The sequence below is a fragment of the Thermus sp. genome (assembly GCF_037444525.1).
In the GTDB taxonomy this organism is placed as follows: domain Bacteria; phylum Deinococcota; class Deinococci; order Deinococcales; family Thermaceae; genus Thermus.
Window position 1 is genome coordinate 1 of record NZ_JBBIMD010000009.1, and the last position, 14295, is coordinate 14295.

The 14295-nt window shown below is 67.3% G+C and carries 13 protein-coding genes, 1 pseudogene and 1 CRISPR repeat array; of the genes and pseudogenes, 8 read left to right on the forward strand and 6 right to left on the reverse strand.

All coding sequences use genetic code 11. The annotated features are described in order from the left end of the window. The 4 genes from WKI94_RS02350 to WKI94_RS02365 all read right to left on the reverse strand — a co-directional run. The coding region (locus WKI94_RS02350; protein ID WP_337844168.1) for a hypothetical protein at positions 1–200 on the reverse strand (200 nt) is incomplete at its 3' end. Positions 201–408: 208 nt separating this feature from the next. Then, the gene (locus WKI94_RS02355) at positions 409–1080 is read right to left on the reverse strand and encodes a hypothetical protein (RefSeq protein ID WP_337844169.1); all 672 of its coding nucleotides are present in this window, start codon (positions 1078–1080) and stop codon (positions 409–411) included. 137 nt (positions 1081–1217) lie between these two features. Next, a complete protein-coding gene (locus WKI94_RS02360; protein WP_337844170.1) occupies positions 1218–2888 on the reverse strand; it encodes an ABC-ATPase domain-containing protein in 1671 nt (556 codons plus the stop codon). A 4-nt stretch (positions 2889–2892) separates the two neighbouring features. Next, a complete protein-coding gene (locus tag WKI94_RS02365) occupies positions 2893–4212 on the reverse strand; it encodes an aminotransferase class III-fold pyridoxal phosphate-dependent enzyme (protein ID WP_337844171.1) in 1320 nt (439 codons plus the stop codon). Positions 4213–4268: 56 nt separating this feature from the next. On the opposite strand from WKI94_RS02365, the pseudogene WKI94_RS02370 reads away from it, so the two are divergent. From WKI94_RS02370 to fdhF, 6 genes and pseudogenes are all read left to right on the forward strand, one after another. Continuing rightward, a pseudogene (locus WKI94_RS02370) lies at positions 4269–4385 on the forward strand (CRISPR-associated protein Cas1); the annotation flags it as partial. A 338-nt stretch (positions 4386–4723) separates the two neighbouring features. Continuing rightward, positions 4724–5211: a CRISPR direct-repeat array (repeat unit 36 nt; unit sequence GTTGCACGAGATGCTTCCCCGTCAGGGGATTGCGAC). Positions 5212–5293: 82 nt separating this feature from the next. Next, positions 5294–6148, forward strand: a complete 855-nt coding sequence (locus WKI94_RS02375; RefSeq protein WP_337844172.1) for a metal ABC transporter substrate-binding protein — start codon at positions 5294–5296, stop codon at positions 6146–6148. A 7-nt stretch (positions 6149–6155) separates the two neighbouring features. Then, on the forward strand, positions 6156–7199 hold the full coding sequence (galK, locus tag WKI94_RS02380; protein WP_337844173.1) for a galactokinase: 1044 nt from the start codon (positions 6156–6158) through the stop codon (positions 7197–7199). Between the two features lie 9 nt (positions 7200–7208). Next, positions 7209–8678 (forward strand): NADH-ubiquinone oxidoreductase-F iron-sulfur binding region domain-containing protein, encoded by a 1470-nt coding sequence (locus tag WKI94_RS02385; RefSeq protein ID WP_337844174.1) that lies wholly within the window; start codon positions 7209–7211, stop codon positions 8676–8678. Continuing rightward, positions 8668–9264 (forward strand): 2Fe-2S iron-sulfur cluster-binding protein, encoded by a 597-nt coding sequence (locus WKI94_RS02390; protein WP_337844175.1) that lies wholly within the window; start codon positions 8668–8670, stop codon positions 9262–9264. Before WKI94_RS02385 ends, WKI94_RS02390 begins: the two co-directional genes overlap by 11 nt. A 1-nt stretch (position 9265) precedes the next feature. Then, entirely contained in the window at positions 9266–11305 is a 2040-nt protein-coding gene (fdhF, locus tag WKI94_RS02395) for a formate dehydrogenase subunit alpha (protein WP_337844176.1), read from the forward strand. Here fdhF and WKI94_RS02400 read toward each other — a convergent pair. Further along, a complete protein-coding gene (locus tag WKI94_RS02400) occupies positions 11302–12378 on the reverse strand; it encodes an ABC transporter substrate-binding protein (protein ID WP_337844177.1) in 1077 nt (358 codons plus the stop codon). The genes fdhF and WKI94_RS02400 overlap by 4 nt on opposite strands. Before the next feature lie 72 nt (positions 12379–12450). On the opposite strand from WKI94_RS02400, the gene WKI94_RS02405 reads away from it, so the two are divergent. Next, positions 12451–13017 carry a thioredoxin family protein gene (locus tag WKI94_RS02405; RefSeq protein WP_337844178.1) on the forward strand — a complete coding sequence of 189 codons (567 nt, stop codon included), beginning with the start codon at positions 12451–12453 and terminating at the stop codon, positions 13015–13017. 5 nt (positions 13018–13022) lie between these two features. On the opposite strand, the gene WKI94_RS02410 is transcribed toward WKI94_RS02405, so the two are convergent. Further along, positions 13023–13199: a hypothetical protein gene (locus tag WKI94_RS02410; RefSeq protein ID WP_337844179.1), complete on the reverse strand. Its 177-nt coding sequence runs from the start codon at positions 13197–13199 to the stop codon at positions 13023–13025. 47 nt (positions 13200–13246) lie between these two features. Between WKI94_RS02410 and WKI94_RS02415 the strand changes: the two genes are divergently transcribed. Continuing rightward, on the forward strand, positions 13247–14179 hold the full coding sequence (locus WKI94_RS02415; RefSeq protein WP_337844180.1) for an NAD-dependent epimerase/dehydratase family protein: 933 nt from the start codon (positions 13247–13249) through the stop codon (positions 14177–14179). Positions 14180–14295 lie beyond the last annotated feature (116 nt).

The window sequence follows — 14295 nt, forward strand, 5'->3', positions numbered from 1 at the left end:
CGGTTCCAGGGCTTGGTAAAGAGGATATCCCCTGAATCCCCCTTCTCCCGGGAAGTCCCGGCGCTTAAACCGCCTGCGCCGGAGCGGGCACCTTCCCCTTTAGGAATACCCAGAATCACCTTGATGTGGCCCGGGAGTTCCACCTCCTCCTCTTTTAGGTCCTCGAGGAGGAGCTCTATAGCCCTGGAATAGCCCTGCATCCGCTCCCGAATGAAGAGCACAGGGTAGCGCCCTACCTGGGGCTTCCTGGAACCCCTATCCGGCTTCTCCTTTCCGATGTACTCCCCATCCGGGGAAAGGGACTGGACAAGGCGCCGCAGAAACCCCGAGGTATCCCCATCCCCTAGGGGATGCACCCGGAGCTGGCCCGAGGCTAGCTCCTCCTGAATGGAAGCGAGGACACCGGAGTTAGCCAGCGGTATACAGCTGGAGCTCTTTACCCGCATCCCTTACGATAAACTCCGGCTCTTTGGGGTTAAACTCTAGCTGAACAGGAACAAGGAGCAAAGGGACATAAAGAGAGCCCCAGCGGCCCGACCAACTGAGAATGCCATTCCCTAGGACGAGCTCGTAGCGTTCGGACTCGCGCTGCAGATCACCATATAGGCCATAGGTCTTCTCGTATACATCGTGTGCCCTTCGGGCTATCCGCTCGTCGCGGGCCCAGACCTCCCACTCTTCTAACCAGGATGCCCAAGCCTCCTTTCCCCCCCTCACCTCCTCAAAGCGAACAACCCGGCTTTTCCCATCGACATCGGGAAGGCTGCGCTCAGGGTGTAGGCGGGGTTCAGAAAAGGGATCCTCCCACCCTGGCTCAAGCCACTCCCTAAGGAGCGCAGGGGGCTCTGGGGGAGCGGAAAGCTTGGGCCTTCGGACTCGTAGGTAAACGCCCGGATCCTCCTCCTGGCCCTCAGCAAGAAGGCGGTTAACCTGGATGGAAGGGTGTTGGGGAAGCTCCTCCAGCCAAAGAGACCACCGCACGTCCTCCAAGTCTCTCAGGTAAGGGAAACGGACCAAAGCGTAGTCCTGGAGGAACCGGTAGAAACGAAGGGCCCTTTCACGCTCCAGGTGGCTGGACATACTTCGCCTCATTTTAAGCAAGATTGGTTCAGAGGCGCTACCCTTGCCGGGCAAGGGGGGCGTAAAAGGGGGTTGGCCGCTTTACCTCCGAACCCCGTGGGGATTCCTCTAATCTGAAAGTATTGGCCGGAAAGGGGCTATCCCTCAGAAACCGGCCGCACCTCGAGGCTCCGCAGCCGGTCCACCGCGGCGGAAAGTTCCAAGGGGCGCACCTCGGCAAGCTCGGGGGCCTCCTCCAGGGCGAAGAGGTCCTCCACGCCCGAAAGCGCCCGCTCCACCAGGGCCTTTAGGGGGGTCTTCCCGTCCGCAAGGTCCCGGAGGCGCTTGAAGAGGGCCCCCAAGGCGCGCACCTGGGCCTCCTCAAAGAGGTCCAAGGCGGAGAGGTCCACCACCTCTTCCCCAAAGAGGAGCTCCCTCAAGCCCCGGCCCTTCACCCGCTCCTTCCGGCCCCGCCTAGGGTCAAAGCTCTCGGGAAGCGGGGCGCGGAGGGCCACCCGTAGGGGGTAGCGGGGCTCGCCGAAGACCCGGCCCGTGGGGTGGGCCTGGGCCACCTGGCGGGCCTCGAGGGTCACCTCTTTCGCCCGGTACGCCTCCATGAGGACCACGGTGTCCGCAAGCTCCAGGTAGTCCCCCACCCCCCCCACCACCAGGACCAGGCTCGCCCCCAGGGCCTTTAGGTCCCCCACCCGGTCCAGGAGGGGGGTGAGGGTCTCCCGCCGCACCAGGGCCTGCATGCGGGCGTCCCGCACCAGGAGGTTGGTGGCCGAGGTGTCCTCGTCCAGGAGGAGGACCTCCGCCCCGGCCTCGAGGGCCTCCAGGATCCCCGCCGCCAGGCTGGTGGAGCCCGAGGCGTCCTCCGTGGAGAAGAAGCGGGTGTCCTGGCCCAGGGGCAGGTCGTGCACGAAGGGCCTCAGGTCCACCCCCACCACGCTCCGCCCGTCCTCCGACTGGACCCTTTGAGCCCCCTTGCGGGTCACCACCCACTCCCGCCCGTCCCCGGGGATGTGGGGGAAAACCCCGTGGACCAGGGCCTCGAGGAGGGTGGTCTTCCCGTGGAACCCGCCCCCGGTGATGAGGGTAAGCCCCTCGGGAAGGCCCATGCCCAAGACCTCCCCCCGGTGGGGGGTGCGGAAGGCCACCCGTAGGGAAGGAGGGCTCTGGAAGGGGATGGCCCCCTTTAGGGGAGCCTGGCTCACCCCGCTCTGCCGGGGGAGAAGGCTCCCCTCCCCCACGAAGGCCACCAGGCCCCGGGCCTTAAGGGCCCCCTGGATGGCCCGGTGGTCCTCCGCCTGGTGCACGTGGGCGAGAAGGGCCTTCCGGTCCAGGTCAGGGAGGAAGCCCCTCAAGGCCTCTCCCAACGCGCGAAAAAGCCGCTCCGCCTCCCTCCCCAGGATGCGCCGCCCCGCCGCGGGGAGGCCCACCCGGAAGCGCAAGGAAAGCCCCTCGCCCAAATGGGCCCCCGCCCGCCTCAGGACCTTGGGGCTTTCCACCGCCACGCTCACCCGCCCCGAGGCCCCCGAGCCCCCCACATGGGGCAGGGTGCGGAGGCGGTCCCTTAGGCTCCTTAAGAGGAAATCCTCCACCGCCACCCGGCCCGCCTCGTGGGCGTAGACCCTTAAGGGGCCTAGGGCCTCCTTGGGGTAGCGCACCTCCAGGACCGAGGGGGTGGCGAAGGGGTCCCCCTGCACGTGGACGAAGCGGAGAACAAACCCCTCCCCCACCCAGCCCCCCTTCAGGTCCTTGTAGGCGGGGTAGGGGCGGCCCTCCAGGCTCCGGAGAAGGTCTAGAAGGTCGCTGTAGCGCCGCACCCCCCTAACTTACAACCTCCGCCTCCACCCGCCTAAGGGCCCGGCCCAGGCGCTCCACCCCCTCCCGGAACTCCTCCTCCCGGATGGTGAGGGGCGGGGCCACCACCAGGAGGTTGTGCTTGGCGAGGAGGTAGACCCCTTCAGCCAAAAGCGCCTTGAGCAAGGCCTGCATGGGGGGGCTGAAGGGGGCGTGCCAGGGGGAGAGGGGCTCCTTGCTCTCCCGATCCCGCACCAGCTCCACCCCAAAGAAGGCCCCCATCCCCCGCACCTCCCCCACCCAGGGGTGGGCGAGGAGGGCAGAAAGGGCCTCCCGGAAGAAGGGCTCCATGCGCCTTGCCCGCTCAAAAAGCCCCTCCTCCTGGTAGGCCCTTAGGGCAGCGAGCCCCGCCGCCACCGCCAGGGGGTGGCCCGCGTAGGTGTGGCCCGTGGGGAGGGGGGTTTCGTCAAAGGCCCGGGCCAGACCCTCCCGCACCAGGACCCCCCCTAGGGGCACGTAGGCGGAGGTCACCCCCTTGGCGAAGGTGATCATGTCCGGCACCACCCCAAAGCGCTCCGCGGCAAAGGCCGCCCCCACCCGGCCAAAGCCGGTCATGACCTCGTCAAAAACCAGGAGGATGCCGTGACGGTCACAAAGGGCCCGGACCCCCTCCAGATACCCCTCCGGGTAAACGATGACCCCGTTGGACCCCACCACGGGCTCGAGGAAGATCGCCGCCACCCGCTTGGGGTCCTCGTGGAGGAGGACCCGCTCCAGGTGCTCCAGGGCCCTCCTTACCTCCTCCTTGGGGTCTTCCGTGTAGAAGGGGCTCCGGTAGGGGTAGGGGGCGAAGAAGTGGACCACCCCCGGGACCCCGGGCTCCGCCGGCCAGCGCCGGTTCTCCCCCGTGAGGGTAGCGGAGGCATGGGTAGCCCCGTGGAAGGAGCGGTAGGCGGAGAGGACCTTAAACCGGCCCGTGAGGTGCCGGACGAACTTTATGGCGTCCTCGTTGGCCTCGGTGCCCGAGGGGGTGAAGAAGACCCTCGCCCCTTCCGGCCAGGGGGCGAGCCGGGAAAGGGCCTCCGCGAGAAGGGCCCTCTTGTCGTGGAAGAGGCTCGGGGCGGCGTAGGCCAGGGTGGCGGCCTGCTCGGCGATGGCCTGGACCAGCCTAGGGTGGCCATGGCCCAGGTTCACGGCCACCAGGCCGCTGGAAAGGTCCAGGTAGCGCCGCCCCTCCTGGTCCCAAAGCCAAACCCCTTCCCCCCGGACCACCACGGGAGGGTCCAGGGGGCCTTGGGCCACCCAGGGGGTGAGGACATGCTTTTTGTGAAGAGCCTTAAGGTCCATTTGCCAAGATTCTACTCCCTTCTGGGCCTTGGCCACCCGCAACCATCGGCGCCCGAACCCACCCCTTGGGCTTCCGCAAGCCTTACGCCGAGCTCATCCAGGTACAGGCAGACCGCCTGAAGGGGGCCCTGCTGGAGAGGGGAACATACACTCCTTTTTACTTGCGTAAGTAAAAGTTTTACCTTCTAGACTTATGCTGCAGAAATGTTTTTTCCAAAAAATCTGAAAGCCACGTCTAGAAGGCCATCTACCGACCCTTGACATACCGGGTCCAACCCTGGTAACATGCCCCCAAAGCCGGGGTTCCGGCAGGGGATCTTGACAACTTAACCTCATCTGGCACGCGAATATGCGCCTTTTACCTCTCATCGCCCCTCCTGCAGTACGTTAATCATGGGGCCAAATCCCCAAAAAATGGCCTTATACGGCTTGTGTATATTCCAATCTTCATCTTTCTCACAAAACCCCCCTCTGGCCACAGCGTCCAGAACGGTTCTCCTAGGGGGGTAGAGTTGCACGAGATGCTTCCCCGTCAGGGGATTGCGACGATGTCAAAAAGACCGCACGCCTCGCGCTTGGCGTAGGTTGCACGAGATGCTTCCCCGTCAGGGGATTGCGACTTCCCGATGCCGTACTGGGCCAGGGCCTCCCCGACCTTCAGTTGCACGAGATGCTTCCCCGTCAGGGGATTGCGACCCCGCCCAGCTCGGGGAAGAAGGCCAAGACCTCATAGGGAATGTTGCACGAGATGCTTCCCCGTCAGGGGATTGCGACTCCAGGCTGTCGTACACATAGGCCTCGCTGATGTTCGAGTTGCACGAGATGCTTCCCCGTCAGGGGATTGCGACCCAGCCGTCCCCGCCAATGTAGAGGGCTCCCGGCGCAGGGGGTTGCACGAGATGCTTCCCCGTCAGGGGATTGCGACTTCATGCTGACATCCTCCTACCAAGGCCGCTCGCGATAGTTGCACGAGATGCTTCCCCGTCAGGGGCTCCCATTTCCCAAGAACCCCCCGGACCAACCCGGGGGGTTCGGTCTTTAAGGGCTTGACTTTTGTTGATAATGGTTTATCATTCTACACATGAGCCGGGTTCTTGCCCTCCTGGTTCTGGTCCTCTCGCCCGTACTGGCCCAGGTGCAGGTGGCCGCCACCACCCCCATCCTGGCCGACCTGGTGCGCCAGGTGGGGGGGGAAAGGGTACGGGTGGTAAGCGTCATCCCTTCCGGGGCCGACCCCCACACCTTTGACCCCACCCCTTCCACTGCCAAAGCCCTGGCCCAGGCCAAGGTGCTCTTCGCCAACGGGCTTGGGCTCGAGCCCTTCCTCCCCAAGCTCCAAAACCTCCTACCCAAGGGAGCCCGGGTGGTGCAGCTTGGGGAGGGGGAAAAGGACCTCATCTGCGAGGAAGGGCAGGGAGAGGGGCCCGAAGACCACGCCCATGGCCCCTGCGATCCCCATCTCTGGCTGGACCCCACCTACGCCCTGCGCTACGCGGAGAAGATCGCCCAGGAGCTCACCCGGCTGGACCCCCAAGGGGAAAGGACGTACCGGGCCAACCTGGCCCGCTTCCGGGAAGAGGTGGCGAGACGGGACCAGACCTTTAGGGCCTGCGGGCTTAAAGGGGTGAAGGCCATCGCCCAGCACGACGCCTTCCGCTACTTCGCCCGGCGCTATGGCCTAGAGATCGTGGGGACGCTGGCCACCTCCAGCGCCCAGGAAAAGGGGAGCCGGGCCTTCCTTGAGCTGGTCCAGAAGGCCAAGCGGGAAGGGGTGAGGCTCATCCTGGCGGAACCCCAGTTCCGGGGCCAGGCCCTGAAGGCCCTGGCGGAGGCCACGGGGGCCCGGGTGGCCCTCCTCTACACCGATACCCTGGACGCCAAGGTCCCCACCTACCTCGCCCTTTTGGACCACAACCGGAAGGCCCTTTGCCCATAATGGAGGCATGGGCTTCCAAGAAGTTTTCGGCACCCCCCCGGAGGCCAGCGCCCAGGCCCCCGGCCGGGTGAACCTCCTGGGGGAGCACACGGACTACCAGGAAGGCTACGTCCTCCCCACCCCCCTCCCCTACTTCACCCGGGTGGAGGCCGGCCGGGCTGAGGGCCGGGTGGAGGCCTACAGCGAGAACCTGCGGGAGCTAAGGGCAAGGCCCTTAGGAGGAGGCCCGCAAGGGGACTTCCTGGACTACCTCCTCGGGGTGGTGTGGGCCCTAAGGGAGGCCGGGCACCGGGTGGAGGGGGCCCGGTTTTACATCCGGAGCGACCTCCCCATGGGGGCAGGCCTTTCCAGCTCGGCCGCGCTGGAGGTGGCGGCGCTTAAGGCCCTAAGGGCGCTTTACCGCCTGCCCCTTCCCGACCTGGAGGTGGCCCTCCTCGCCCGGAAAGCCGAGGCGGAGTACGTGGGGGTGCGGTGCGGGATCATGGACCAGATGGCCTCGAGCCTGGGCCAGGTGGGCCAGGCCCTCTTCCTGGACACCCGCACCCTGGCCCACGAGAACCTGCCCCTGCCCCCGGGGGTGCGGGTGGCGGTTTTGGACCTCGGGCTTGGGCGGCGGCTCGCCGAGTCGGGCTACAACGAGAGGCGGCGGGAGGCCGAGGAGGCGGCCAGGCGGCTTGGGGTGAAGACCCTAAGGGACGTGGCCGACCTCTGCCTTGTGGAAAGCCTCCCAAGCCCCCTGGACCGCCGGGCCCGGCACGTGGTGGGGGAGAACTTGAGGGTCCTTAGGGGGGTGGAGGCCCTGAGGCGGGGGGACGCCCGGGCCTTCGGCGAGCTCATGACCCAAAGCCACCGCTCCCTGGCCCGGGACTACGAGGTGAGCTTCCCAGAGCTGGACACCCTGGTGGAGGAGGCCCTAAGGGCCGGGGCCTTGGGGGCCAAGCTCACGGGGGCGGGGTTTGGGGGGGCGGTGGTGGCCCTGGTGGCGGAAAGCCTCTTCTCAAGCTTCCGGGAGGCCCTCCTCGCCCGCTTCCCAGGCCTCAGGATCCTTTAAGCTAAGGCCATGGAAAAACCGGGTCTCCTGCCCCTTCTGGACGCTCGCCTTCCCCTTACGGAGGAAGGCGTTGCGGAGGCGGCCCGCCTGGCGGGGGTGAGCCTGGCCCAGGCCTGGGGGGTGGTGCGCTACTACCCGCGCTACAGGGAGGTACGGGAAGGCCGCTACCTGGTGGACGACCCCGTGGCCCGGGCCCGGGGGGTTAAGGACCTCCTGGAGAACACCGTGGGCACCTATCCCCCCTTGGGCCTCGAGGCCCTGGCCCCGGCCTACGTGCGGCTGGAGAGGGGAACGCGGTGGGTTGAGGTGGGGGGGCAGGCCGAGCCCTTCGCCACCTTCCGCCTTCCCTTCCGTCTGGGCCACGGGGAAAGGCTCCTCCCCCCAGAGCCCACGGACACCCTGGAGGCCTACCGGGCCCAGGGGGGGCTTAGAGCCCTGGAGGCCGCCCGAAGGGGGGATCTCACCCCGGAGGCCCTTCTAAAGGCGGTGGAGGAAGCGGGGCTTTTGGGCCGGGGCGGGGCTGCCTTCCCCACCCACCTGAAGCTCCGAGCCGTGGCCCAAGGGGAGCCCCCCCGCTACCTGGTGGTGAACGGGGACGAGTCCGAACCGGGCAACTTCAAGGACCGCTTTCTCCTGGAACACCACCCCTTTCTGGTCCTAGAGGGAGCCCTTTTGGCCGGCTGGGCCGTGGGGGCGAGCCGGGTCTACCTATATATACGGGAAGAGTTCCAGAAAGCCATGGCAGAGCTTAGGGAGGCCATCCGCACCCTGGAAGAGGTGGGTCTTCTCCTGGTGCCCACCGAGATCTTCCCCAGCGGGGGGCTCTACATTTGCGGGGAGGAGACGGCCCTTTTGGAGTCCATGGAGGGGAAGCGGGCCGAGCCCCGCCTGAAGCCCCCCTTTCCCGTGGAAAAGGGGCTCTGGGGCCGGCCCACCGCGGTGCAGAACGTGGAGACCCTGGCCGCCATCCCCCGCCTCCTGGAGGACCTGGAAGGCTGGAAGCGGGCGGAGCCCAAGCTCTTCTCCGTAAGCGGGGACGTGGCCAACCCCGGCCTATACGAGCTCCCCTTAGGCACCCCCTTGGGGGAGGCCCTAAGGCGGGCTGGAGGAGAGCCGGAAGAGCTCCAGGCCGTCCTCCTGGGGGGGGCGGCGGGGGTCTTCACCCGGGACTTCGCCTTCCCCTTGCGCTACCGGGAACGGCTTCCCCTGGGGGCGGGGGCGGTGGTGGCCTTCGGCAAGGGGGTGGACCTCTGGGCGGTGCTGGAAGAGCTGGCCCACTTCTTCCAGGAAGAGTCCTGCGGCAAGTGCTTCCCCTGCCCTTTGGGGACCACGGTCCAGCTCGCCCTGGTCCAAAACCGGGTGCGGGACTTGGACCTGGTGGAGGACCTGGCCGCTACCCTAAAGGGAAGCCTCTGCGGCCTCGGCCAGTCCGCCCACTGGGCCTACCGGAGCTTGTTGGAGGTGGAAGGTGCGACTTAAGGTGGACGGAAAGGAAGTGGAGGCAGGGGAAGGGGCGCTCCTTTTGGAAGTGGTCCGGGTTCCTACCCTCTGCCACCACCCCCACACGGAAACCCGGGGGCTCTGCCGCCTTTGCCTGGTGGAGGTGGATGGCCGCCCAAGCCCCGCCTGTGCCACGGAGGCCCGGGAGGGGATGGAGGTGAAAAGCGATACCCCAGGACTCCGGTCCCTCCGGAAGACCCTCCTGGAGTGGCTCTTCCTCACCACCGACCTTAGCCTGGCTCCGGAACTGAAAGCGCTGGCCGAGGCCCTGGGGGCGGAGCCCGGGCGCTGGGGCAAGGTGCCGGACCGAAAGGGGCGGGCACCCACCCAGGACAACCCCTTCTTCCTTCGGGACTATGCCAAGTGCGTCAACTGCCGCCGGTGCGTGGACGCCTGCGGGGACGGGATCATGGGGGTCTACGCCCTCACCCTGGCGGGAAGGGGCCTTTTCGCCCACCCCACCACCCCCCTGGACCGCCCCCTGCCGGAAACCCCTTGCGTTTTCTGCGGCAACTGCGTCCAGGTCTGCCCTACGGGGGCCCTAAGGCCCCTTACGGAGGTGTGAAATGCGCACCACCTGCCCCTACTGCGGCGTGGGCTGCCAGCTGGAGCCTGAGGTGCGGGGGGGACGGGTGGTCCGGGTCCTGGCCCCGGACCTCCCCCCCAACCACGGGGCCCTCTGCGTGAAGGGCCGCTTCGGCCTGGACTTCCCCTTCTCGGGGAAGCGCCTCCTCTACCCCATGCTCCGGGAAAAGAAGGGGGCCCCTTTGCGGCGGGCAAGCTGGGAGGAGGCCCTGGACTTTGCCGCAGGCCGGCTCTACGAGACCCTAAAAGCCCACGGCCCGGAGGCCCTGGCGGTCTTCCCCTCCGCCAAGACCACCAACGAGGAGGTCTACCTGGCCCAGAAGCTGGCCCGGGTCCTCCTTTCCACCCACAACGTGGACCACTGCTCGAGGCTCTGTCACTCCTCCAGCACCGCGGCCCTAAGCCGCGCTTTGGGTGGGGCCAGCATGACCAACCCCCTGGAGGACATCTGGAAGACCGACCTCTTCCTGGTGGTGGGCTCCAACACCACGGAAACCCACCCGGTCATCGCCGCCATGATCAAGAAAAGGGTGCGCCAAGGGGCCAGGATGATCGTGGTGGACCCCCGGTACACCGGCATGGCCGAGGCCGCCACCCTGTGGCTCCGGGTGCGCCCGGGTACGGACCTCTTCCTCCTCAACGCCATGGCCCGGGTGGTGGTGGAGGAGGGCCTTTGGGACCGGGCCTACGTGGAGGAGCGCACGGAGGGCTTCCAGGCCTGGGCGGAAAGCCTGGCCCCCTATACCCCGGAGCGGGCGGAGGAGGTCACGGGGGTGCCGGCGGAAAGGATCCGGGAGGCCGCCCGCCTCTACGCCACCACGGAGCGGGCCGGGGCCTACTGGGCCATGGGGGTCACCCAGCACACCAAGGGCACAGCCACCGCCCAGGCCCTGGTGAACATGGCCCTGGCCACGGGCAAGGTGGGCCGGGAGGGGGCGGGGCTGAACCCCTTACGGGGCCAGAACAACGTCCAGGGGGCGGGGGACATGGGGGCCCTGCCCGACGTCCTCCCTGGCTACGCCAAGGTGGCGGAGGAAGAGGCTCGGAAGCGGTTTGAAGCCTTCTGGGGCATCCCCCTAAGCCCCAAGCCGGGTCTACGGATGACGGAGGTCTTTGAGGCCATCCCCGAGGTGAAGGCCATCTACCTCATCGGGGAGGACCCCGTGACCTCCGAACCCTTCCAGGACCACACCAAGGCCAAGCTGGAGGCCCTTCCCCTCCTCATCGTCCAGGACATCCTGGAGAACGAGACCACCCCCTTTGCAGACGTGGTCTTCCCCGCGGCCAGCTTCCTGGAAAAAGAGGGCACCTTCACCAACACCGACCGCCGGGTCCAGCGGGTGCGGAAGGTCCTGGAGCCCCCGGGGGAGGCTCGGCCCGACTGGTGGATCACCCGGGAGCTGGGGCGAAGGCTCGCCGCCCTGACCCGGCGGCCCTGGCCCCTCCACGAGGGCCCCGAGGCCATCTGGGAGGAGATTCGGCGGGCCCTGCCGGCAATGATGGGGGGCATCGGCTACCGCAGGCTGGAAAAGGAAGGGGTGCGCTGGCCCTGCCCTTCCGAGGACCACCCCGGGGAGGCGGTGCTCTTCCGGGAGCGCTTCAACACCCCCTCAGGCCGGGCCCGCTTCTTCCCCGTGGACTATACCCCCCCGGCGGAGACCCCCGACGAGGCTTACCCCCTCACCCTCTCCACGGGCCGGGTCCTCTTCCACTGGCACGGGGGGACCCTAAGCCGGAACAGCCGCCTCGAGGCCGCCTACCCCGAGCTCAAGGTGGAGGTAAACCCCCAGGACGCCGCCCGCCTGGGCATCGCCGATGGGGAACGGATCCAGGTGGTGAGCCGCCGGGGGCGGATCCAGGCCCGGGCCTGGGTGACGGAGCGCACCCCCGAAGGGGTGGTCTACGCCCCCTTCCACTTCGCCGAAGCCCCCGCCAACCGCCTCACCCAAGACGCCCTGGACCCCTTAAGCCGCATTCCGGAGTACAAGGTGAGCGCCGTACGGCTAGAGAAGCTGGACTAGAGGCTCGGGAAAGCGAAGGTCTCGTAGCCCAGCTCGGCCACCGCGAACCAGCGGTACTGCTCCCCTCGGAAGGCCCAGTAAGCGGTGTAGATCTTGCGGTAGGTGGCGTCCTTGGCCGCCTGCTCCTCGTAAAGGGCCCGGGCCTCTTCCAGGGCCTTCTTCATGATCTCCGCGGGCCACTTCCGGAGGCGCACCCCGGCCTTCAGGAGGCGGTCCAGGGCCTTGGGGTTCGCCGCGTCGTACTTGGCCATCATGGTGAGGTTGACCTCCTGGGCGGCCACCTGGAAGGCCTCCTGGAACTCCTTGGGCAGGCGCTGCCACTCCTTCAAGGAAACCAGGAAGGAAAGCTGGGCGGAGGGTTCCCAGAAGGAGGGGTAGTAGTAGTAGCGGGCCACCTTGTAAAAGCCCAGCTTCTCGTCATCGTAGGGCCCGGAGAACTCCGTGGCGTCAATGGTGCCCCGCTCCAGGGCAGGGTAGATGTCCCCCGCGGCCAGGGTCTGGGGCACCACCCCAAGCCGCCCCATCACGAGCCCCCCAAGGCCCGGGATGCGCATCCTAAGGCCCTTGAGGTCAGGAAGGCCCTTGATCTCCTTCCGGAACCATCCCCCCATCTGGGCCCCGGTGTTCCCCCCGGGGAAGGAGATCACCCCGAAGTCGGCGTAAAGCCCCCGCAAAAGCTCCAGCCCACCCCCAAAGAGCATCCAGGCGTTGTGCTGGCGGTAGGTCATGCCGAAGGGGACGCCCCCGTCAAAGGCCAAGGCCGGGTTCTTTCCCACGTAGAAGGGCCCGTAGGTGTGCCCGGCCTCCACCGTGCCCTGCTGCACCGCGTCCAGCACCTGCCCCCCGGGCACGATCTCCCCCGCCTGGTAGACCCGGATCTGGAACCGCCCCCCCGTGAGCTCCGCCACCCGGGCCGCCAGGTCCTCCGCGCCGCCATAAAGGGTGTCTAGGCTCCGGGGATAGCTGGAGGCCAGGCGCCAGCGCACCTGGGGGCTTACCTGGGCCCGGGCGCTGAAAAAAGCGCTCGCCGCAAGCCCCACGCCCACCTTGGCCAAGAACCGCCGCCTTTCCATAACGCCCTCCTTAGGAAGGGATTATACCCTCCGCCCTTGCCTTCCCCAACCATCCCCCGGTAGCATGGGGCCATGCTCCAGTACCCTGAGCTTCCCCTGGAAAGCCCCCTCATTGACGCGGAGCTTCCTGACCCCCGGGGGGGTCGGTACCGGCTTTCCCAGTTAAACGAGCCCCTTCTCGCCGTGGTCTTCATGTGCAACCACTGCCCCTACGTGAAGGGCTCCATCCGGGAGCTGGTGGAACTGGCAGAGGCCTACCGGGGCCAGGTGGCCTTTGTGGGCATCAACGCCAACGACTGGGAACGCTACCCCGAGGACAGCCCCGAGGGCATGGTGGCCTTCGCTAAGGAGCACGGCATCTTCTTCCCCTACCTGGTGGACGAAACCCAGGAGGTGGCCAAGGCCTACAAGGCCCTCAGGACCCCCGAGGTCTTCCTCTTTGACGAGAAGCGCCTCCTCCGCTACCACGGACGGGTGAACGACAACCCCAAGTTCCCCCAAGAGGTGCAAAGCCACGACCTCAAAGAGGCTATCGAGGCCCTCCTGAAGGGGAAAGAGCCCCCCCTAAAGGAGGCCCCCGCCATCGGCTGCACCATCAAGTGGCGGCCCGGGAACGAGCCCGAGGTGAAGATCGGCTAGGGGCTTCACCGGCGCTGGCGCCAAAGCCCCTTCCTGGGATCAAAGGGACAAGCGCGGAAGGCCACCTTCGGGCAATGGCGGCGCCCCCGGCGAACCTCCTCCGCCAGGGGCCTGGGCATGCCGCAGGCGGGGCAGGCGGGGCTTTTCCTGCCCCATTCCCTAAGGAGGAAAAAGGGCTCCACGTGCCCATTTTATTGACGGGGGGCCCGGGAGAAGGTAGGCTTACCCCATGCGCGTTCTCGTCACGGGCGGAGCGGGCTTCATCGGCAGCCACATCGTGGAGGACCTCCTGCAGGCGGGCCTCGAGGTGGCGGTCCTGGACAACCTCTCCACAGGCAAGCGGGCAAACGTTCCGAAAGGCGTGCCTTTCTACGAAGTAGACCTAAGGGACCGGGAGGCCCTGGAAAGGGCCTTCCGGGACTTCCGCCCCACCCACCTCTCCCACCAGGCGGCCCAGGCCTCGGTGAAGGTGAGCGTGGAAGACCCCCTTCTGGACTTTGCGGTGAACCTGGTGGGGGGGATGAACCTCTTGGAGCTCGCCCGGAAGTACGGGGTGGAGAAGCTGGTCTTCGCCTCCACCGGCGGGGCCATCTACGGGGAGGTGCCGGAGGGGGAGGCCGCGGAGGAGACCTGGCCTCCCAAGCCCAAAAGCCCCTACGCGGCCAGCAAGGCCGCCTTTGAGCACTACCTTTCCGCCTACGGGCAGAACTACGGGCTGAGGTGGGTTTCCCTGCGCTACGGCAACGTCTTTGGCCCCCGGCAGGACCCCCACGGGGAGGCGGGGGTGGTGGCCATCTTCGCCGGGCGGGTGCTTAAGGGAGAGCCCGTGACCCTCTACGCCCGCAAGACCCCGGGGGACGAGGGGTGCGTGCGGGACTACATTTTCGTGGGGGACGTGGCCGAGGCCCACCGGCTTGCCCTCTTCTCCCTGGAAGGTGTGTACAACGTGGGCACCGGGGAGGGGCGGACCACCCTCGAGGTCCTAAAGGCCGTGGCCGAGGCCGCGGGGCGGACCCCTGAGGTCCACCCCGCTCCCCCGCGCCCCGGGGACCTGGAAAGGAGCGTCCTCTCCCCCGCCAAGCTCATGGCCCACGGCTGGCGGCCCAAGGTGGGCTTTGAGGAGGGGATCCGGCGGACCGTGGAAAGCTTCCGGCTCTCTTGACATACCCCACCCCCCTATCTGAAGATGGGGGATATGCGGAGCCTGGCCGCCTTCAACCCCAGCTGGTTCGCCGCGGTCATGGGGGGAAGCGGGGTGGCCTTGGCCCTCAAGGCCTT